This is a genomic window from Pseudovibrio exalbescens (genome assembly GCF_028737195.1).
Classification (GTDB): domain Bacteria; phylum Pseudomonadota; class Alphaproteobacteria; order Rhizobiales; family Stappiaceae; genus Pseudovibrio; species Pseudovibrio zosterae.
In genome coordinates, this window is sequence record NZ_JAQZAJ010000001.1 from 40,917 (window position 1) to 60,963 (window position 20,047).

Annotated in this window: 15 protein-coding genes; 13 read left to right on the top strand and 2 right to left on the bottom strand. The window is 54.9% G+C overall.

What is annotated here, in order from left to right; translation table 11 throughout:
• Nucleotides 1–40: 40 nt before the first annotated feature.
• Nucleotides 41–982 carry a LysR family transcriptional regulator gene (locus PUV47_RS00250; protein WP_274216432.1) on the top strand — a complete coding sequence of 314 codons (942 nt, stop codon included), beginning with the start codon at nt 41–43 and terminating at the stop codon, nt 980–982.
• Between the two features lie 24 nt (nt 983–1,006).
• Here PUV47_RS00250 and PUV47_RS00255 read toward each other — a convergent pair whose 3' ends face one another.
• The gene (locus PUV47_RS00255) at nt 1,007–1,864 is read right to left on the bottom strand and encodes a LysR family transcriptional regulator (protein WP_274216433.1); all 858 of its coding nucleotides are present in this window, start codon (nt 1,862–1,864) and stop codon (nt 1,007–1,009) included.
• 125 nt (nt 1,865–1,989) lie between these two features.
• Between PUV47_RS00255 and PUV47_RS00260 the strand changes: the two genes are divergently transcribed.
• The 4 genes from PUV47_RS00260 to PUV47_RS00275 are packed head-to-tail and all read left to right on the top strand — an operon-like array spanning nt 1,990 to nt 4,012.
• Nucleotides 1,990–2,187: a tautomerase family protein gene (locus PUV47_RS00260; protein WP_274216434.1), complete on the top strand. Its 198-nt coding sequence runs from the start codon at nt 1,990–1,992 to the stop codon at nt 2,185–2,187.
• A 15-nt stretch (nt 2,188–2,202) separates the two neighbouring features.
• The gene (locus tag PUV47_RS00265; RefSeq protein ID WP_274216435.1) at nt 2,203–2,724 is read left to right on the top strand and encodes an SRPBCC family protein; all 522 of its coding nucleotides are present in this window, start codon (nt 2,203–2,205) and stop codon (nt 2,722–2,724) included.
• A 21-nt stretch (nt 2,725–2,745) separates the two neighbouring features.
• Complete coding sequence (locus PUV47_RS00270; protein WP_274216436.1) at nt 2,746–3,408, top strand: SRPBCC family protein; 663 nt, start codon at nt 2,746–2,748, stop codon at nt 3,406–3,408.
• Between the two features lie 55 nt (nt 3,409–3,463).
• The gene (locus PUV47_RS00275; protein ID WP_274216437.1) at nt 3,464–4,012 is read left to right on the top strand and encodes a YceI family protein; all 549 of its coding nucleotides are present in this window, start codon (nt 3,464–3,466) and stop codon (nt 4,010–4,012) included.
• 442 nt (nt 4,013–4,454) lie between these two features.
• Here the strand turns inward: PUV47_RS00275 and PUV47_RS00280 are convergent, their stop codons facing one another.
• The gene (locus tag PUV47_RS00280; protein WP_274216438.1) at nt 4,455–4,679 is read right to left on the bottom strand and encodes a TIGR03643 family protein; all 225 of its coding nucleotides are present in this window, start codon (nt 4,677–4,679) and stop codon (nt 4,455–4,457) included.
• A gap of 302 nt (nt 4,680–4,981) precedes the next feature.
• Here PUV47_RS00280 and PUV47_RS00285 point away from each other — a divergent pair, with 302 nt between their 5' ends.
• The 8 genes from PUV47_RS00285 to PUV47_RS00320 all read left to right on the top strand — a co-directional run bounded on the left by PUV47_RS00285 (nt 4,982) and on the right by PUV47_RS00320 (nt 19,578).
• Nucleotides 4,982–6,550: an extracellular solute-binding protein gene (locus PUV47_RS00285; protein ID WP_274216439.1), complete on the top strand. Its 1,569-nt coding sequence runs from the start codon at nt 4,982–4,984 to the stop codon at nt 6,548–6,550.
• Nucleotides 6,547–9,237 (top strand): PAS-domain containing protein, encoded by a 2,691-nt coding sequence (locus tag PUV47_RS00290; RefSeq protein WP_274216440.1) that lies wholly within the window; start codon nt 6,547–6,549, stop codon nt 9,235–9,237. The genes PUV47_RS00285 and PUV47_RS00290 overlap by 4 nt, the downstream gene beginning before the upstream one ends.
• 482 nt (nt 9,238–9,719) lie before the next feature.
• Nucleotides 9,720–10,517, top strand: coding sequence for a phosphonate ABC transporter ATP-binding protein (gene phnC / locus PUV47_RS00295; RefSeq protein WP_274216441.1), 798 nt, complete (start codon nt 9,720–9,722; stop codon nt 10,515–10,517).
• 95 nt (nt 10,518–10,612) lie between these two features.
• Nucleotides 10,613–11,539: a phosphonate ABC transporter substrate-binding protein gene (gene phnD, locus PUV47_RS00300; protein WP_274216442.1), complete on the top strand. Its 927-nt coding sequence runs from the start codon at nt 10,613–10,615 to the stop codon at nt 11,537–11,539.
• 89 nt (nt 11,540–11,628) lie between these two features.
• Nucleotides 11,629–12,501, top strand: coding sequence for a phosphonate ABC transporter, permease protein PhnE (phnE, locus tag PUV47_RS00305; RefSeq protein ID WP_274216443.1), 873 nt, complete (start codon nt 11,629–11,631; stop codon nt 12,499–12,501).
• 13 nt (nt 12,502–12,514) lie between these two features.
• Complete coding sequence (phnE, locus tag PUV47_RS00310; RefSeq protein WP_274216444.1) at nt 12,515–13,870, top strand: phosphonate ABC transporter, permease protein PhnE; 1,356 nt, start codon at nt 12,515–12,517, stop codon at nt 13,868–13,870.
• A 188-nt stretch (nt 13,871–14,058) separates the two neighbouring features.
• Nucleotides 14,059–17,769, top strand: coding sequence for a PAS domain-containing hybrid sensor histidine kinase/response regulator (locus PUV47_RS00315; RefSeq protein ID WP_274216445.1), 3,711 nt, complete (start codon nt 14,059–14,061; stop codon nt 17,767–17,769).
• A 663-nt stretch (nt 17,770–18,432) separates the two neighbouring features.
• The gene (locus PUV47_RS00320; protein ID WP_274216446.1) at nt 18,433–19,578 is read left to right on the top strand and encodes a porin; all 1,146 of its coding nucleotides are present in this window, start codon (nt 18,433–18,435) and stop codon (nt 19,576–19,578) included.
• Nucleotides 19,579–20,047: the final 469 nt, after the last annotated feature.

Below are 20,047 nucleotides of genomic sequence, written 5' to 3' on the forward strand. Positions count from 1 at the left end.
AAAAACATGCCGAAGCGCCAATCTGTCGTGCGAGATCTGCATGAATGGTGACCTCATGGACGACCAACTTCTCCGGATAACCCTTCTGGTTGCGCGCACCGGTTCTTTCGCCGCGGCTGCGCGGGAGACGGGTGTCGATCCGTCCTCTGTCTCCCGCCAGGTTGCCGCGCTGGAGCAGGTACTTGGCATCCGGATTTTTGACCGCACCACGCGCCGTCTGGACTTGACCGAGGCCGGGAGCATCTACCTGGATCGCGCTTCGCCCGCCCTTGAGGCGATGGACGAGGCCGCCGACGCGGCACGCGATGTCATGTCGGAACCATCCGGGCTCTTGCGGGTTACGACCTCGGTCGCCTTTGGCGAGCGCTGGCTGTTGCCGCGGGTGGCCAGCTTTCGCACGGAATATCCGCGCATCGATCTGGACTTGGTCCTAACGGACGCTGTCACGGATCTTGCGCGCGAGGGGATCGACCTCGCGCTTCGTTTGGGCCGTCGCCCCGATACTGGCTCCATGGTTGCCGCCAAACTATTTGATACACGCTACCGCGTGGTAGCATCCCCGGACTACCTCGTTCGTGCTGGACATCCCGATACGCCTGAGGAGCTCGTCGGACATGATGGATTGCTGTTTCGTCTGCCAAGCTTTCGTACCGTGTGGCACTTCCGGAGCAGAACGCGTGATAACTCATATGATGCGTTGCCGCGCCCGACGCTCACAATATCGAACGCCCTGGCGCTGCGCAGGGCGGCGCAGGCAGGGTTGGGCGTGACATTGCTCGCGGACTGGACAATCGATGAAGACCTGAAACGAGGTCTCCTTGTCGATCTCTTTCCAGATTACGAGGTAAGTGCCGTCGGGTTCGATACCGCGGCTTGGCTTGTATACCTCTCGCGAGAGTATGTACCGGCCCGCCTACGGGTGTTCATTGACCATATCAAAAACAGTTCTGCGGTCGGGCAGGTCAACAACACCTCAGCCTGAAGTGTGCGAGGCGGAGCAGCCCGGCTAAGAAAACCGGGAAAACGCCTCTGCAATAGCGGACATGGTTGATTTGATCCGTGGCACGTTGCGAAGCTCTTCATGAGTCAACACCCAGGCTTGTTCGCTTGGCATGTTCCCGAGATTTCGAAGAGCCGACAGATCACCGCGCTGTTCGACATAGGCACAAGGTAGCCGCGCCACCCCCATACCCTCTGCAACGAATTTTGCCTGAGTGATCATGCTGTCCACGCGAGCGACAACACGGCCCTTGGGGTCGAAGTCGTCAATAATCCCGTCATTCGCCGTAAGACCTTTGGGCAGGTTCCAAGAAAGCCAGTCAAAACCGCTGGTTTGTTGCGCCCATTTTCCCGTGCCGTATACCGCCGTTCGAATGGGGCCCAACCGGCGCCCCACCAGCCCTTCGTTGGGCGCATCCACAAGCCGGACGGCGATGTCGGTCTCCCGTTTTTCGAGACTGAGATATGTGTTGCCTGGTCGCATATCGAGCTGCACTTTCGGCAACTCCGACAACATACCGGTCAGTTCCGGAGCAATGAGCTCAAAGGTGAAGTCGGTCGCTGACACCTTCACGACGCCGGAGATTTCGTCTTCTTCCGCCGCCCCTGCGAGAGCCTGGTTCACACCACCTTCCAACCGTCGCGCAAGGTCGACCAGATCGTCGGCCACCGGGGCCAGGACGACACCACCCTTGATGCGCTCGACCAGTTTGATCCCAAGCGTCTCCTCGAGCTTGCGTATGCGCCTTGGAACGGTGGTCGCATCCATCTTTAGCCGTTCGGCAGACTGATTGACGTAGCCGGTCTCGGCCAAGGCAAGGACCAGTTTCAGGTCGTCCCAGTTCAAAACATCGCTTGGTCTCATGCACTTAGTTCCATGCTGCGTAGATGCAGGTGAGCCTGCAGTATAGTGCGTTGCTGCATCTTTGGCTAGGTGAGAAGTTGATCACAGGCCAAGGACGGCCAGCAAGCAATCGAAAGGAAATCACCATGCCTGTCATTCGTGTCACCGTTCCAGGAAACGCCTGGAGCAAGGAAGAGAAAGCCGAAATCGCGTCGAAGCTGACCGATGGCCTCGCCAACGTGGCCGAGACCTCTGGCAAAGGCGACATCAAGCAATTCATCACCGTCCACATCCTGGAAGCCTCCGAAGGTGGCTACGCGATGGGCGGAAACGTTATCGGCTAAGCGGAAGCTCGGTTCATGAAAATCGCAAAAACCGTAACTGTGAACGCCTCGGCCGACCGTTTGTGGGAGATTCTCGGGACCGAGTACCTCCATGCAGGACGCTGGGCGAGTGCCGTTTATCACTCATCTGGCAAGGGTGACGCCCGCATCGAGGGCGCGCCCGCCGAAGGCCGCGTTTGCCAAACGAGCCTTGGTCCGTTCACCGAAACCATCGAAGAGTTCGATCCAGAGCAGCGTTTCGTCGCTTACTCGGCGACAGGCGACAAGATGCCTGGCTTCGTCAAAAACCTAACGAACTACTGGCGTGTGAATCCGCTGGGGCCAAATAAGTCCAGCGTTCAGATGGAGTTGACTGCGGACATCGCGTTCCCTTTCAACATCCTGATGGGGCCAATGATGAAGATGCAGTTCGGCTCGGTCGTCAAACATATCATCTCAGAACTTAAGCACTACGCCGAAACCGGAAAACCACACGCTCGTAAAGTTAAAGCCGACGGCTCCAAGAAAGCACGCCAAGCGCGCGCTGCGATGGCCTGAAGCCAGAAAGGAAGAACGACAATGACACTGTTCTCAAAAGAACTGATCCTGGCTCTCGCAATCAGTGCCGGTGCCGTCCTGAGTGCGCAAGCGCAGCAGATGCCGACCGTGGAAGCCGAGCGTATGGCGACCTTTGGCGCGTTGGCGGAGTTTACATCCTCGGATGCCGTGACCCATTACATGTATGACACGGGCTATGTGGGCGGCTTCGTCAATGCTCCCCTGCAGACCGTGCAGATGCTCCACTTCGAGGCTCCGGTCGACGACGTCTGGGAATGGGTCGTCAGCGGAAACGACGAATGGGCGATGGCCATCGAGACCCTGACCTGGGATCACAGCGGCTCGGCCTTGCCCGGGGAACTCGGCGTCGGCTCTGAACGCGTCTGTGAATTTGTCGGTGGCCAGGGCACCGCTTATGAGCGCGTCTTCGCGGTCGAAGAGAACCGCCTGTTCGCCTATGATCTCGATGCCGAACGCTCCACGGTCCCGCTTCCGATCCGCGACTTTTTCGTGATCTGGACCCTCGAGGAACAGGACGCAGGCGGCGTGCTCGTGACCTCGCGCATTTACTACCACGAGGCGCAGGATATGGGCGGAAACGCCGCTGCCGCGGTGGTCGGCGCGCTAACCAACGACTTCAAGAACTTCGCCAACATCTACGGTGGTACGTACATCACGATGTGAGGCACAAACGGCGCGGCGAAAACATCGCCGCGCCTCGCTCTTCGGGAGGTTCAGCATGCTCAAACTAGCCACAATTACGCTCTTGGTTGCGGTTCCGAATGCCGCTTTGGCCGAGAATTGGGTGATCGATTATTCCTCTTCGTCGATCGAGTTTTCGATAGAAACGAGCAGCGGTCTCGTGACTGGAGACGTACAAAACTGGACGGCCGACATCGAAGCAAGCGGCATGGAATTCGCATCCGCTCAGATCGACGCAGAACTTGACCTGACATCCATTCAGACGGACTTTCCGCTCGCTGACCCGATCTTGCGCTCTGAACCTTGGTTGAACTCGGAGGCATTCCCGAATGCGCGGTTCGTTTCGTTGTCCTTCACCGTTGGGAATGCTCCGACCGCAGGTCTTTTAACCGGAGAATTGACGATCAAAGGCGAGACCAGACCGTTTTCAGTGCACGTAAACTGGACGCTGGAGGGGCGGATGGTTGTGGCTGAATTGTCCGGCGAGTTGAATAGGCTGGCTTTTGGCATCGGGGACGAGGCAAGCGTTGCCCTTGCGGAGTCAGTTGTTTGGATCGAGGGGCACTTAGAAGCGGAGCGCCAGTGACAAAACCCATGCATACAAGCAATTAGTTGTATTAGATTTGGTTTCCCCAACCCTTTCCTGACGCCGAGTTCAGTTACCGCCCAAAATACATCGAGACATGCCAAACGGACTTTGGGCAATGCGCGTGCCCAAAGGGAATGAAAGCTCCAATCATCGGTACGGGGAAGGTCGCCTTTTGCCCGTTTTGATTAGCAATCGCTTGTTGCGCAATCGGCCAGCCGTAACCCCCATTATTTCAATGAAAGCAATGATTTAAAGTGGAGAGAAGGTTCGACACCAGTCCCTCTCTCTCCGCCATTTCCCAAACATCGATAGTCTTTTCGCAGCAGTGGTCCAACGCTAGCGCGTTTGGATGTTTATGGTGCCATTCCAACTGGTCGTGCAGCACCATTGACCCCCTTAGTTTTTCATAGTCTGACGACGCTGGCAGATTTTTTGATCGCTATGAGCTGCTCATGGCTGTTATGACCGCATGTTTGCTTGGACGGTTGGATACCCGTTTACGCCATTTTCGAAAACTTGATGGTTTCAAGCTTCGGCGCATGAGGACGATCACCTCTTTTTCGCTGAGGCCATGGGCGCGTTTGATGGCGTCAAATGGCACATCATCTTGCCATGCCATCTCGATGATTTCCGAATGGTAGGCGTCTTGATCCGCTTTTCTCATTGCGACTCCGTGTTCCTGCAGTTTCCCGTTGAGAAATAGGGGAGCGCGGCTGAGATTCCAGTCTTTCCTCTAATTTGCTGGTCACAGTGTATTTCTACGTCAAGGATAAAGAAAAGCGGGGCGCCAATCTCAATAGCCTGCTAAATTTGCATTACGTTAACGTAACTTAGAAAGCTTATTCTTGTAATATATTCATCGGTTCGCTACCATCATTTTGCCTTACTCAACGGTAATTTTGCCGCGCCGGTCAATCTTGGACTTGGTTGAGGTAAGACTTGGCTAAAAGGTGGGAAATCACGCAAATGGCGAGGGTGCCTTTGTCGAAGCAGTGGATACTGAGCCTACCAAGCTGCGCTCTGGCGCGGATACTTCATGGCTTTGGCATGCTCAATTGTTTCCAGCGCCATGTTGTGCTGTCGCGTGCCCTCTTGGTGGTGTGCTGCGCCTTGTTGGCAGGCTATGGGGCACCAACGCTCGCACAAACCGATGATAAGCCGCTACGGATCGTTACGCGCAACGGACCCAGCCTTGAAGGCCCTGCCATTCGGCATGGAGAAGTTTTTGAACGGGATACCGGAATGGCGACTCAGGTCGAGGGCATTCCGTTTCGTGAACTCTACAATGAAATCATGATGGGGTTCATCTCCGGCGTGAACGAGGCCGATGTCATGTTGGTTCCCGCGCCTTGGGTGCCCGATTTCGCGCCGTTTCTTGCAGATGTGCCCATGGACCTTATTGCGAGTAACGCCGTTCGCAGCATTCACCCTGCCTATCGCGAGGGCCTGATGCGCTGGAACCGGCGTTGGCTTGCCGTGACCATCGATGGCGACCTGCACATGGGGATTTATCGGCGCGATCTGTTTGAGGATCCAGAACATCGATTGGCTTTTCAGGGAGTACATGGGCGGCCACTGTCGCCGCCGGAAACCTGGACGGAGTATCTTGAAATCGCGCGGTTCTTTCATGGCAGAAAGGACCAGCAGGGCAACACGCTTGCCGGGTCTCTGGAGGCTTACTTGCAAGGTGGACAGCGTATTTGGTTCGTCATCAGCCACGCTGCGGCCTATGCCAGTCATCCGTCCTATTCGGGAACGCTGTTTTTCAATCCTCGCACGATGGAGCCAGCGATCAACTCGCCCGCATGGCAACGAGCGGTCTCGGAGTATGCCGAGTTGATGAGCCTTGGTCCGCCAGATCTGGCTTGGCTCGGGAGCGGGGATGTGCGCAAGCGGTTTTCTGAGGGTAAGGCGGCAATGGCTGTAGATTGGGCAGACATTGGCGTGATGGCGGCCACGCTAGAGGGCGGTGTTGGGTCTGAGAACATAGGTTTTTTTGAGCTGCCTGGGTCAACATCTGCATGGAACCCCATAACGGAACGGTGGGACACGCTGGCCTATCCCCGACAGGTGCCGTATCTCGCGTTCGGTGGCTGGGTTGCCGTCGTCCCAGAGACCTCCCAGAACAAGGAGGCGGCTTGGGATTATATCAGCCATTTCAACTCACAAGAAAACAGCATGAAGGACATGCTCGTTGGCGATTCCGGAATAAACCCATACAGGCGTGAACACATCGCGGATGAAACGGTCTGGTTCGATCTCATGGGAGAGCAGGCGGCTGAAGACTATCTGGATGTGCTGCGTTCGTCTCTGGACGCGCCACAGCTTGCGTTGGAGCTGCGCATTCCGGGATACCGTGCCTATATGCAGGCACTTGATCTGCAGATTGAGCGGGTGTTGCGCAGCGAAGCGACTGTTCAGGAGGCGTTGGATTTGGCTGCTGCGCAGTGGGATCAGATTACGGATCGCCTTGGCCGTGACAGTCAACGTCGTCACTACATATCAGCCATGGGGCTGACGGGGAGTTTTCCGTGAACCTCACCGGTATAAAAGCGCGACTTACCCTCATCATTGCCATTGCCAGCCTCGCGGTGCTGATCGCAAGTGGCACGGCGCTATGGACCATCGGTGACATTCAGGGTGAAGTCAGCGAGATTACCGAGAAAGAGTTTCCCCGTACCGCCAGCGCATTGACACTGGCACGCATTGGCGAGCGCCTTCAGCGCCACGGCGAAAGCCTCATGACAGCGGCTGGCTCTGATGACCGTGACACCATTCAAAACTTGATCGGCGCGGACCTTTCTGCCATGCGCAGCCAGCTTGTCTTGCTGCGGCAGTTGCTGCCGGATTTGCGAGGTGCGGAGGAGCAATTGGTTCTTCTGTCCTCTGACCTGGCATTCAACTTGACTTCCATGCGGCAGAACCTGGAGACACAGACTGAGCTGGAACTGAGTGTGCTTTACAAGCGCGCCCAATTGATGGACCAGAAGGAGGGGATCCTTCAAGTGCTGGGGCCCTCCGTTCTGGCGATCAATGCAATCGTGACTGCAACCGACGCGCAGAGCGCCGAGGTCCTGACAAAGGCGATTTCCAGTCAAGACGCGCTTTTGACTTCCGAGCGCCTTATCAACTCGCTGATGGTGCAGGTTCTGCTCGCCGAGCGGGCCACCAACGCTGAAGAGGTGCGCCAGCGCAGTTTGTCCTACCAGCGTACGCTTCAGCAGTTTCTGAATTCTGTTGGTAACCTGCCCAAGGGGCTGAAAGACCGGGTGCAGAGGCATCTTGGTGTGTTGGAGAGCCAAACCACTGACGGCAGTATCTTCGACATCAAGACACAGTTGCTCAGCACAGTGGCGCTCCTGCAGGCCACCATCGATCAAACGCGAGGCCTTGCCACCGCTTTGGACCAGGAGGTGGACATCCTTCTTGCCAATGATCAGCGGTCCATCATGGAAACATCGGGACGTATTTCGGATCTGTTTGTCACGCACACGGTTCAGTTTCTCATCAGCAGCCTGCTCATTGTGCTTTTGCTGGTTGTCTTGGCGTATTCCTTGATCGCCCGCCCGATCGTAAAGAACGCCATGGCACTGACCAGAGCGATGACACGCATTGCCAGTGGGGAGCCTGATGTAACCATCCCCGGTCTACAGCGCAAAGATGAGATGGGTGACATTGCGCGCGCTCTTTCGGTGATGAAAGACACGATCGCGCGCATACATGGGCTGGACAAGGAGCTGGCCGAGCAAAGCCAGCTTCTCATCACTACGCTCGACACCATGACGGATGGGTTCACCGTTTATGATGCCAATGCGGAGCTGGTGGCATGGAACCCGCGTTTTCTCTCGCTCTACAATCTGCAAAGCAACATGATTTCCGCCGGCACGCCCATTCGTCAGGTCCATGCCTCACTGGCACGGCAGGGAATACGGGTTTTCGAGCTGCACGGACCGGAGACGGACTATCCAACTGTTGCGCGTTCCCGCATGTTGGTGCCAAAGCAGTTTGAGCTTCGGGCCCCCAGCGGACGGATTATCGAAATGCGCAGCACCCCCATTCCCGATGGGGGGCATGTGACCATTCATTTGGATGTAACCGAGCAAAGGTCTGCAGAGGAGCGGGTGCGTCAGGCCCAGAAGATGGAAACCGTTGGCGAGTTGACCAGCGGTCTGGCCCATGAGTTCAACAATATCCTTGCGGTCATTGCAGGCAACCTGAACATCATTGAACGCGGGTTGAGTGATGATCCGCGCCTCAAAGAGCGGGCACACAAGGCCATGGGGGCCGTTGAGCGTGCAACCATGCAAGTTGAGCGCTTGGTGATGTTTTCCCGCCGGCAGAAGCTGTCTCCGGAGGATGTAGAGATCAATGAACTCATATCCGGACTGGTGCAGCTGTTCCAATACTCCTTGGGGCCAGACATTGAGGTGGAGACCGAGCTGGAAGCGGATCTTCCAATGATCAGGGTCGATCCTGTCCAGTTGGAAAACGCGCTGATGAGCCTTGCCGTCAACGCCAAGGATGCCATGGAGAAGGGGGGCACGCTCACCATTTCCACCGCCACGGGACCGGATAACTCGATTGAGATCACCGTCGCAGATACCGGAATCGGCATTTCTGAGGAAGCCCTTCAAAAAGTGATCAACCCGTTCTTTACCACCAAGCCCGCAGGCAAGGGCACGGGCCTTGGGTTGAGTATGGTCCATGGGTTCGTGAGCCAGTCTGGCGGCTCCATTGACATTACAAGCGAGCAGGGCAAGGGCACCAAGGTTCTGATGCGGTTTGGGGCCTCTCTTGAGCATGTGAGCCAGCCCGGCATTGATGTCCGCACACCACGCGGTCAGGGGGAACTGGTGCTCGTGGTCGACAATGATCTGGGCGTTCTGGATGTGACGGCAGCTCAGCTTGAAGCGCTTGGCTACAACGTGGATACCGCAACGGCTGGCGAAGAAGCATTGGCAAAGCTCAAGGCAAATCCGGAGTTTAAGCTGCTTTACAGCGAAGCCATGCTGCCGCGGCCATGGGATGGCGAAGCGCTGGCAAAGGGGGCAAAGGGCCTCAATTCTGATCTCGCCATCCTTCTGACCAGTGCAGAACTAGGGGCACTGGACCACGTTCCCCATGAGTGTTTGCAAAAGCCCGTTCCAGAGCGCGTGCTGGCCCGTGCGGTTCATGACCAAATCCGCAGGAAGGCGTCCCAGTCTTCTGCCCATCAGACCTGAAGCCGTTTTCCTTTAACGTTCCAGAGGTCATGGTCGTTTGTCTTGTTTTGGGACAGAATGGCCGCGTTCTGAGCCAACCGCCGTCTGGCTCCAGTCTCCTCTGCTGAATCGCGCGTGTGTTGTTGAAAAGGCCTTGATAACGCGAGGTCAGACCGCTTTAGTCCACTCTTCCTATGCGTGCAAAAACAGCGTTTGAAGACGGGTGCTTACTGGAAATTAAGGGGATTTGGTTATCTGGCAAAACGACAGCGCTCTCAGGCCATTAAAATTTTACTCGATTCAGAAAAACGCCGTTGGGCTCATGGTTTATGAGAAATTCTCCCTGTCATCGAAATGAAATTTTTCTCGATAAGTGCTTGTACGTGAGGGGCATATGGGATGACACAAATCTTACACGGCAAAATAGAAAAAACTCGTCATGAACCTGTAATAAATCTATGGCTTCTCGTGGCCTCAAGTTAATCACCGGTTAGGAAATTGTTGTGATCAAGTTTGAGGCCGTAAGAAAAGAATTCGGGAACCACGTTGCCGTACAGGGTGCGTCTTTTACTGTCGATAAGCCTCAGATGATAGGGATTATTGGACGCTCCGGTGCTGGCAAGTCTACGCTTCTGCGTATGATCAACCGCTTGACACCGGCCACATCCGGCCATGTCTACGTTGATGGTCGCGATGTTCTGGCTCTCAAAGGCAAAGAAAAACGCCGCTGGCAGCGCGATTGCGCCATGATCTTCCAGCAGTTCAACCTGGTGCCTCGTCTGGATGTTCTTACCAACGTGATGCTGGGTCGCCTCAACGACCACGGCACGATCGCAAGCTGTCTGAAGCTGTTCACCAAGGAAGAGCGCATGCAGGCACTGCTCAAGCTGGAGCGTCTGGGCATTGCGGAAACGGCCCTGAAACGCGCCGAGCACCTGTCCGGTGGTCAGCAGCAGCGTGTGGCCATTGCCCGTGCGTTGATGCAGAACCCGCAAATGCTTCTGGCCGATGAGCCGATCGCCTCCCTCGACCCGATGAATGCACAGGTCGTCATGGATGCGCTCAAGGCCATCAATACGGAAGACAAGCTGACGGTTATTTGCAACCTGCATACCCTCGATACCGCTCGGAAATACTGTGATCGCGTCATTGGGATGCTGCATGGCGAAATCGTCTTTGACGGCACGCCTGATGGCCTGACAACAGAAGTTGCACGGGAAATCTACGGCGCTGATGAGAGCTTTTCCGAAGCAACCACTTCTACTGCGCTGAATGTCGGTCCGACATCAGCCGTCGCCTGAGAATTGCCAGCCCGCAGGATCACTGCTTGCGGGTAGGGCACGCCTTTGCAGAGGCGTTACTGAACTCATATCGAGTAAACTTGGAGAGCTGTTCAATGAAATTCGCTGTTAAACTTGCTGCAGTTGCTGCTGTCAGCATCGCCGCTCTTGGTTCCACCGGTGCAATCGCCGCTGAGCCAATCACAGAATTCCGCATCGGTCTTCTGGGTGGTGAGAACGAAGCAGACCGTCTGCGCAACAACCAGTGTCTGGTTGACCGTTTTGAAGAGCTGCTGGGCGTTCCAGTCAAGCTGTTCCCAGCAGCGGACTACGCTGGCACCATCGAAGGCCTGAAGGGCGGCAACCTGGACTATGCTGAGCTGGGCGCATCCGGTTACGCAGCTATTTACCTGGCTGATCCGAAGGCTGTTGAGCCAGTTCTGACCACCCAGCAGGTTGATGGCGCAACTGGTTACCACTCCATCATGGTTTCCCGCGCAGACTCCGGCATCGAAACCCTGGAAGACATGAAGGGCAAGCGTCTGGGTTACGCTGATCCTAACTCCACTTCCGGTTATCTGGTTCCTTCCGTCGCTTTCGACCAGATGGGCCTGAACGCTGATGAGTACTTCGCGTCCGCTACGTTCTCTGGTGGTCACGAGCAGAACGTTCTGGCTGTTGTAAACGGCGACGTTGATGGCGGCGTTACCTGGTCTTCCGGCGTTGGCGAGTGGGAAGAAGGTCACACCTCCGGTAACCTGCGCAAGATGGTTGACAAGGGCATGATCGACATGACCGAGCTCAACGAAGTATGGCGCTCTCCGCTGATCCCTAATGGCCCGCTGGTTCTGCGCAGCTCCCTGCCACAGGACGTTAAGGACAAGGTCGTTGCTTCTTTGAAGGCAATGGTTCAGGACGACCCAGAGTGCTTCTACTCCGCACAGTCTGGTGAGTTCGCTGACTACGTAGAAGTTGACCACTCCTTCTACGAGACCATTGTTGAAGCACGTCGCCGCAAGATCGAAGCTGCGAAGGCTAACTAATCACAGTTTGGAGGGAGCGCCGCGTTTCTCGCGGCGCTCCTTTTGTATCTGGCCTTCGGGCCATTTTCTTTGTTCTCAGGAGGTTTCCGGTGGCTCTAGTCAATGCGTTCAACGCATCGCCCCACCTTGCCGAAATTGAAAAGGCCTACGAGCAGGTTGCTCGTCAGCGCACCACCTATACATTCCTGCTCTTGCTGGTTTGTCTCGTGTCAATCGTTGGTGGTTTTTACGTTGCAGAGGAGGCGAACTCCGGCAGCTTCTGGGGAGGGATTAGCAGTTTCGGGGATTATCCCTATGACATCCTCGCAGGTGCCTATGAGCGCGGCTGGGGTCTGTTTTCTCTCGTTGTAAAGTACTTCCCATTTCTGGTTGAAACGCTGAACATTGCGCTGGTCTCAACGCTGGTCGGCTTTTTCTTCAGCTCCATCCTGAGCTTCTTTGCAAGCCGCAATCTGATGACCAACAGGGGCGTCGTTTTTGTCGTACGCCGTGCACTCGACATTACCCGTGCGTTTCCTGAGCTGGTCATTGCATTGATGCTGGTTCTGATCTTCGGCCCATCTCCCATTGCTGCGATCATGGCTGTGACCTTCCACACCATTGGTGCGCTCGGCAAACTGTTTTCTGAAACCAATGAAAACGCGGATATGAAGGCCGTGGAGGGCTTGAAGTCTGTGGGCGCGAACTGGGTGCAGCAGATGCGCCTTGGTATCTTGCCACAGGTTCTGCCGAACTTTCTTTCCTATGCACTCCTTCGCCTTGAGATCAACGTTCGCGCCTCAGCCATTCTTGGCTTCGTAGGCGCTGGTGGTCTGGGTGCTGAGCTGAAAATGGTGGTGGACTGGAACTACGGCGCCGACATTTTCGTGATCATCGTCATGCTGGTCTGCGCGATTACCGCCATCGATTACTTCTCTGGCTGGTTGCGTCGCAAGCTTATCGGCACATCAGGTACGCTTTAAGGGCTTTTGAAAAATGACAACTGTATCTGGTTTCGAACAGGCCCGACTTGAAGAACAGTACCCGGGCGTAATTGAAAAGCCATGGTCCAAGCGCATCTTGGGGCCGGCCATCACCGTTGGCATCCTCGGCTATCTGGTCATTTGCTTCTTCGCGTTTGACGTGATGGGCGTCATGCAGAAGGCGCGCATGGACATGGCGCAGCTTTATGCGCTGGACTCCTATGCCCACAAGGACCATGCCAAGTTCACTTTCCGCAAGCCTGAAGAAGGCTTCGAGTTGTCTTTGGAGGGCACGCGCCGGGCACGTTATGAAACGCCGCCTGCGTGGTTCCAGTCAAACGGTGCGGAAAGCACCATTGATCTGGCAGAGGATGGTACCGTTTCTTTCGATGGTTCGTCCATTTTGACCTATTATCATCCAGAGTACGCCGAGCCATTCCGCTTCAAGGTTGGCAATAACGAATATCCGGTCTATCTGGGCAGTGAGGCTCCTGAGTGGCTCAAGGACAGCGGCAAACAGATTGACGCCCGTCCGAGCCTGCACAGCCGCATCTGGATTACGCGCAGCAAGCTGGAAATCCACCGCTATGAAGCAGGCTGGGAAGACTTCTGGTTCGGGTTTCATTCACCGCTCAAGGGAATGAGCCTCGGGCAGATTGTCTCCTTGTCCGTGTCTGGTGATCGCATTGATCCGGACATGTCGAACCTGAGCTTCATTGCCTCGGAATTCTGGTACAATCCGGACTGGCAGCACGGTGACATTTTCTACGCTCTGCTCCAGACCCTTGTCATGGCTGTGGTTGGCACCTTGGTCGCTGGCATCATTGCACTGCCTTTGGCTTTTGCAGCGGCGAACAACGTGAATCCGTTTGGGTCCATTCGCTTTGGGTTGCGGCGCATCTTCGACTTCTTGCGCGGTGTGGATACACTCATCTGGTCTTTGATCTTCATCCGCGCCTTTGGGCTTGGCCCTCTGTCCGGTACTTTTGCGATCATCTTTACGGACACCGGGACCTTCGGAAAGCTGTTCTCTGAAGCCATCGAGAACGCAGACCGTCGTCAGGCGGAGGGTATTCAAGCAACGGGTGCTTCGCCAGTTCAGAAGTATCGCTTTGGTGTCTTCCCGCAGATCCTGCCTCTCTTTGTTTCGCAGATGCTGTATTTCCTGGAGTCCAACACGCGTTCAGCAACCGTAATTGGTGCCTTGGGCGCTGGTGGTATTGGCCTCAAGTTGCTTGAGACCATGCGTACCCGCCAGGACTGGGAAAACACCGCCTACATCATTGTGCTGGTGATCGCACTGGTGATCTTGATGGACAACATGTCCGGCTGGCTGCGTCGCAAGCTTATCGGCGGCGCCGAGGGATAATCGTCTCAAACCAACCCTTTACGCAAAGCCCGCGGAAGTTCTCTTCTGCGGGCCTTTTGCATTTTAGGGAAGGGTTTAGGAGTTCGCCAACCAAGTTTCTATCGGAGTTGTTAAGGGGATCGTTGTTACGTTGCGTCAACGCGCAATCAGACCAGAAAAAGAGCGCGGTTCACAGGTGCCGCTCCAATATGGCTACAGACTGCTGTCCTCCAGATATTGAAAGCAAGAAACGCTTCAAGAAAAACGGCCTACTGCTGGGTATCGGCTTGGCCGTATTTGCAGCTGTCGTTCTTTTGCAAATAACAATGGTGGCTCTTGTCCAGGTCTATGCGCATGAACGGGCCTACAGAGCTTTGCTTGATACACTGCGCTCGGAGCTGGTCGTGGCTCTTCGTGTTGTTTCTGGAGAGGGGCGTCTCCAGTCTTTTCTGACCAGGCTGGATGAGCCCGGTGGCCTTTCGGTCAATGCACTGGATGGAGCTGTAACGATCAGGTCCTTCCCCTTAAGCTGGGAAGAACTCAGGGCAGGTGACAGCTTCGAGATCAACGGTTTGCTGTTCTCGCCATTCAATGAGTTTCACATGCACTCGTCATTGGATATCGAAACGTGGTTAGGGCATCACCATGAGGAAGACCCTTTTCACCACAGTGTTAGCGCAGGTTTTCTCCCGCCAGCCATGACGCCATCTGAAGTACTGCAGCGTCAGTTGGCAGAGCGGATTACAACCAGCCTACGCTTTGTTCAAAACGTCCAAACATTTGATGGCAATGCCCAACTCCTGGTCGCGGCCATTTTGCCTCTTGAAGAGCCCGTGGCAATCACAATCGAGGACAGTCTGGAGGCGGGGTTTATCTGGAATGAAGAGTTGCAGACGCTCTACATTCTTTTTGGCTTGTCCTATTTCCTTCTGTTCGTGTGTTGTCTGGTTTTGTTTAAGGCAAGGCTCACTCAGGAACAGATGGCCTTGGTCGATTTGAGTGCCGAGTGTGACACGAAAGGTGCCATGTTGCTCCAGCAAGCGGAGGATGCTCGGCTTCATGCATCCCAAGTGAACTCGGTGCTGAGCAGCGTTAGTGACGCAATCCTGACATTGGATCTTGAGGGCCGCATTGTCATGGCTAACCGGGCGGCTCTCCTGTTGTTTGAAACTGACAAGAATGAGATCGCCGGAACACAGATTGGTCAATGGATCAGCCCGAATAAGGTTGACCTCAGCGACCTGTTTGCCAATCGTTTGACAGAGGAGCAGGAGAAAGACCTGTTCGTTCATCCGCAGCAGATTGATCTGGAACAGTCGGACGGCGGCTTGAAACACATCGAAATGATCGTCAGTGACTTTTTCCAGCGAGACGGGCGCCACTTCTCATGCGTGCTGCGCGACGTCACTGAACGAGTGGAGGCTGAGCAAGAAGCCGCTGAGGCGCAAAACCGGCTATATCAGGCGATCAATCACCTTCCGGATGCCTTTGTGCTCTTCGATCAAGAAGATCGTCTCTTGATTTGCAATGATCGCTATAAGGAAATTTACCGCAGCAGCGCAGACCTTTTCGTCGCGGGTAATACCTTCGAACACATTGTGCGAACGGGGGCTGAACGGGGCCAATATGATCTGGATGGCATGAGCGTGGATCAGTGGGTCGAACAGCGCATGAAGGACCATCAACATGCAAAAAACGAGGTCATTCAGCGCTTGAATGACGGCTCTTGGGTGCGGGTCAGCGAGCGGAAAACGCCAGATGGGCTAACGGTCGGGTTCCGAAGCGACATCACGGAACTCAAGCGTCATGAGGAAGCTGTCCTTGCGCGTGAAGCAGAGTTGCGGTCCATTTTTACGTCGGCGCTTGATGCGATCATCGGCATCGATGAAAACGACCAGATCATCGAGTTCAACAAGGCTGCCGAGGTGTTGCTGGGCCACAAGCGGGAGGATGTTCTCGGGCTGGAGGCACATCGGCTGTTGTTTCCTCGTCAGGAGTGGCAGAACTACCTCATGGTGGTTAGTGCGCTGAAGCGTTTGCAGGGTGATATGACCTCTGGCAACAGGCGTGAAGCGACCGTTCTTGACCGTGATGGAAATGAAATTGCAGTAGAGCTTTCCATGAACGTGGCGCAGGTGCCATCTGGAAAGCGTTTTTACGCTTTTCTTCATGATGTGCGGGCACGAATACGCGCCATCGAGGAGCTCCAGCAAGCGAAAGAGGTTGCTGAGAATGCTACTCAGGCTAAAACTGCATTTTTGGCCATGATGAGCCACGAGATCCGGACACCGCTTAGCGCTGTCATTGGCTTCCTTCAGTTGTTGCAGGCGGACAAGCTTAGCGCGAAGCAAGCGGACTACGTAAACACCTGTGTGGAGTCTGCCGAAGCCCTGCTGAAAATTCTCAATGATATTTTGGACCTATCGAAGCTTGAAGCTGGGAAGCTGGAGTTCAAGGCAGAGCCTGTCGACATTGGTGAAGTGGTGGAGCAGGTGCAGGACTTGTTGCTGCCCCGTGCCCAAGAGCTTGGTTTGCAGCTGAATGTGGATGTGTCTGATGACGTGCCGCAGTTGGTTCTGACGGATCAGGGCAGGGTGCGCCAGCTCTTGATCAACCTCACGAATAACGCATTGAAGTTCACCCCGCAGGGGCATGTCACCATTCGCGCAGAAAGCCATCGACAGCCAAGCGATCCGAAGAACTGTTCCATACGGCTGTCAGTCATTGATACGGGCATTGGTATTCCCCGTGAGAAGCAGCAGAGCATCTTTCACCAGTTTGCGACCATCGATAGCGAGCAAGCCCGCAAGACGGATGGCGTCGGCTTGGGCCTTGCCATTTGCCGGGAGCTGGTGGAGGGCCTTGGTGGGCGCATCGGTTTGCAGTCGGTTCCGGATAAAGGGAGCGTTTTTTGGGTTGAACTTGACGTGCCGCTGTATGAAGGGGAAGCCGACCCGGTTTCGCCTCCGGCTGCTGAGCCCGCGTTGATCCCGCCGCCCCGACACACGGCGGAGCAGCTCATCCAGGGAAAGCACTTCTTGATCGCTGAGGACAGCGAACCAAATCGCATCGTGCTGGCCAAGCTGATTGAAGCCTTGGGAGCCCGCGTTGAGCAGGTCGAAAACGGCCAGCAGGCCATCGATGCGTTGGAGAACTCAATTGAAGATCCTTTCGATGCCGTTTTCATGGATGTTTCAATGCCGGTCCTTGATGGGATCGCGGCAACACGGGCCATTAGAGGGCGGCCGGATTTGTTGTCGTCCATACCTATCGTTGGGCTGACAGCCCACGCGGGGCAGGATGACCACAAGCTCATGTATGCAGCAGGTTTCACGACTGTCTTGACCAAGCCAATCAAGAAACAGGCCATTGAAGAGGCGCTACAGAAGCTGTTCATCAGCCAGATGGAAAGGGCGCGAGAACGGAAGCCCGGCCCGCCGCAACCCGTTACAGCGTTCAGTCTTCCGCAGCCGTTGCGCCGACCCACGACGCGGGGCGCAGACGATCCTGCGTTGCTGACGCCCGTGCAAACCAAGGAGGAATTGTCCCTCAGGTCGTTTGAGCGGCTCCTCAACTCCTTTGATGAGAGCATTCGCTTCAGTCGCAGTCTGCTGAACTCACCGCGGATCGACGTGGCAGAGGTGGAAACCCTGTGTGATAGCGTGGAGCAGCTTTCCGAAGCGACGCAGGCTGAAGGGCTCCATTTGCTGGCCAGCAAGCTCCACGAGCAGACGACTCAGGCCGCTTCCGGGGAACAGGAAGCTCTTTCGTCCGCAACGATGGATATCTGTCGCAATTCACTGTTTGCGCTCTCCATGGCCCTTGAGCAGGCGCGCAGCCGGCTCATCGGCAAAACCACCGAGCACCCGCCCACTGAAGAAAAGTTCAACGGTCCTCAGCAATCCATTGGCGAGCGCTAGGCTCTCTTTTCGTTAATCGACATTCGATCCAGGCTCTCATTGGAGTGGCCTTTCTGCTCTATAGACCTCCTGCAGACCCTGAGGCTTTCGAGCTTGTGGATCTTTACGATTTGGACAGGGTTGCGCTGGGGGAGTATTGCGCCCTCGGCGGGCAAGTCAAAATGGTTAATAGATGAAACAAATTTCTTTAACTTGTGGCCGCTGCACCCTCTGTGTTGTTTTGAGAGTGAAAGCACACTGCGGTTATTAGCCTCTCTGTTTTATCAGTGTAATTTAAACTCCCTCGGTTTATGAGCGGCTGTACCTTTGGCGAAAACTTCGGGTTTTCACAGGTGCCCCAGACAATACTTCAATTCACTTCAATAAAACTGAGTGGGTCAAACACCCTTCCAAACGCCTATGCGTGGTGGTCATGCAACCTGTGTCTTTCGCGCCACTCTTAAAATCCAGTTGCAAAAACTGCTGGTTCCGGTTCTTCCATTTCTCCATGACCGTCACTACACATAGGCTTGCAAGACGACCAGCGCATCCTTTGGTTGCGTCGGTGAAGAGGTGGGGACCTCGGAACTTAATGGGCAACTTGCACATCGAAAATCAAGACAAGCACATGCGCCTCATGGGCCATTGCATTGTCCTGCCTATTTGAAAGTTTGGAAGGTCGATATGAACTTCAAGGCACTTGCTCTTGCAACAGCCTCTGCTGCTGTTGTTACCTCCGCTTCTGCTGCGGATCTGCCAGTTGTGGCTGAGCCAGTAGACTACGTACAGGTTTGTGACGCATACGGCTCTGGCTTCTTCAAGCTGCCAGGCAAAGACACCTGCATCCGCGTTGGCGGTCGTGTTCGTGCGCAGTTTATCTCTGATAACCTGAACAATGACGCAAACTACGAAGACAACGATTCCTACGTTCGTGGTTACGTTCGTCTGACTTCCATGACCGACACCGAAATCGGTCTGATCAAGACCTACACAGAGATCTACTCTCAGTGGGATGAGGCAGGCGAAGGCGAACTGAAGACCGACGACGCTTACATCCAGTTCGGCACCCAGTACGGTGACCTTCTGATCGGTTACGCAGTTTCCAACTTCGACACCTTCACCGGTTCTACCGATATCGGCATTGTTGACCGCAACATTTCCGATACGGACACGCTGCAGATGACTTACACCAAGTCTCTCGGCAACGGTCTGACCGCTTCCCTCTCTCTGGAAGATTCTTCCTACCGTGAAGGTGGTGAGAACGAGTACGATGTTGTTGGTGGTCTGAAGATTTCTCAGGGTTGGGGCTTCGCACGTCTGGTTGGTGCATACCACCAGGTAAACGACGACATTGAAAACAACGGCGTTGGCGCTGTCGGCATCGTTGGTAACGAAAAAGACGGTTTCGCTATTGCGGGTACCGTTGGCATCAACCTGAACATGCTGGCTGAAGGCGATCAGCTCGTGTTTGCGGTTAGCTACGCAGATGCAGCTGGTCACTATGTCAACATCGACAGCGACTACCTGGACGGCACCAAGGATTCTTGGGATGCGAAGGGCTACGATGCGTTTTCTGTAGCGGCTGGTTTCACCCACTACTTCACACCTGAAGTTGCTGGTTCCATCGATGCGTCTTACCTGATGGTTGACGACGCTGATGATTACGAGCGCATTGCAACAACTGCTGCACTCGGTTGGTACCCAACCTCCGGTCTCGTGATCGCGGGTGAAGTTGGCTACGTCAATCAGGATGACGACAAGAACTCCTTCGATGCGAATGGCAACGACCACGACTACCGCGTTGGTACTCGCATCCAGTACACCTTCTAATCAGATCCTCAGATCCGATGAGAAAAAGGCGGCCTTCGGGTCGCCTTTTTTGTTGCGCTGTTGAGATGCAGGGAAGGGGAGCTATGAGGGCGAAGTGTGTGAACGCTTGCTCTGCGGGTTTTGGAGGCGGAGGCGGCGGTGCTTAGGCGCTGTATGGTGGCATTTCTACCAGTTGGAGATCATCATTGCTCGTAAGGCGCAGTAAAAGATGATTCAAATTCATTCGATGAAATGCGCATATCATTGGAGTTACCCAGCGGTGATTCCATCAAACTTCCCCGTAATATAAATCTAGAGTGTATTTATATAGTTGTGCTTTAATCGAATATTGTAATCTGAAGTTGAAAATCAAGTTGTTGTTCTTGTCAGTAATTATCGTGGGTTGAGCTTATCGGTTATCCATCAATTAACTATGTTGTTACTCTGCAACACTCATATCTGGCGTGCCAAATCTGCCTATAAATATTGA

What these genes read in the sequence shown, in the direction of transcription:
- PUV47_RS00320 (WP_274216446.1), top strand. Translation starts at nt 18,433, where the DNA reads ATGAACTTCAAGGCACTTGCTCTTGCAACAGCCTCTGCTGCTGTTGTT.
- PUV47_RS00270 (WP_274216436.1), top strand. Translation starts at nt 2,746, where the DNA reads ATGACACTGTTCTCAAAAGAACTGATCCTGGCTCTCGCAATCAGTGCC.
- PUV47_RS00275 (WP_274216437.1), top strand. Translation starts at nt 3,464, where the DNA reads ATGCTCAAACTAGCCACAATTACGCTCTTGGTTGCGGTTCCGAATGCC.
- PUV47_RS00285 (WP_274216439.1), top strand. Translation starts at nt 4,982, where the DNA reads ATGGCGAGGGTGCCTTTGTCGAAGCAGTGGATACTGAGCCTACCAAGC.
- phnD (WP_274216442.1), top strand. Translation starts at nt 10,613, where the DNA reads ATGAAATTCGCTGTTAAACTTGCTGCAGTTGCTGCTGTCAGCATCGCC.
- PUV47_RS00250 (WP_274216432.1), top strand. Translation starts at nt 41, where the DNA reads ATGAATGGTGACCTCATGGACGACCAACTTCTCCGGATAACCCTTCTG.
- phnE (WP_274216444.1), top strand. Translation starts at nt 12,515, where the DNA reads ATGACAACTGTATCTGGTTTCGAACAGGCCCGACTTGAAGAACAGTAC.
- PUV47_RS00260 (WP_274216434.1), top strand. Translation starts at nt 1,990, where the DNA reads ATGCCTGTCATTCGTGTCACCGTTCCAGGAAACGCCTGGAGCAAGGAA.
- PUV47_RS00255 (WP_274216433.1), bottom strand. Translation starts at nt 1,864, where the DNA reads ATGAGACCAAGCGATGTTTTGAACTGGGACGACCTGAAACTGGTCCTT.
- PUV47_RS00315 (WP_274216445.1), top strand. Translation starts at nt 14,059, where the DNA reads ATGGCTACAGACTGCTGTCCTCCAGATATTGAAAGCAAGAAACGCTTC.
- PUV47_RS00280 (WP_274216438.1), bottom strand. Translation starts at nt 4,679, where the DNA reads ATGAGAAAAGCGGATCAAGACGCCTACCATTCGGAAATCATCGAGATG.
- PUV47_RS00265 (WP_274216435.1), top strand. Translation starts at nt 2,203, where the DNA reads ATGAAAATCGCAAAAACCGTAACTGTGAACGCCTCGGCCGACCGTTTG.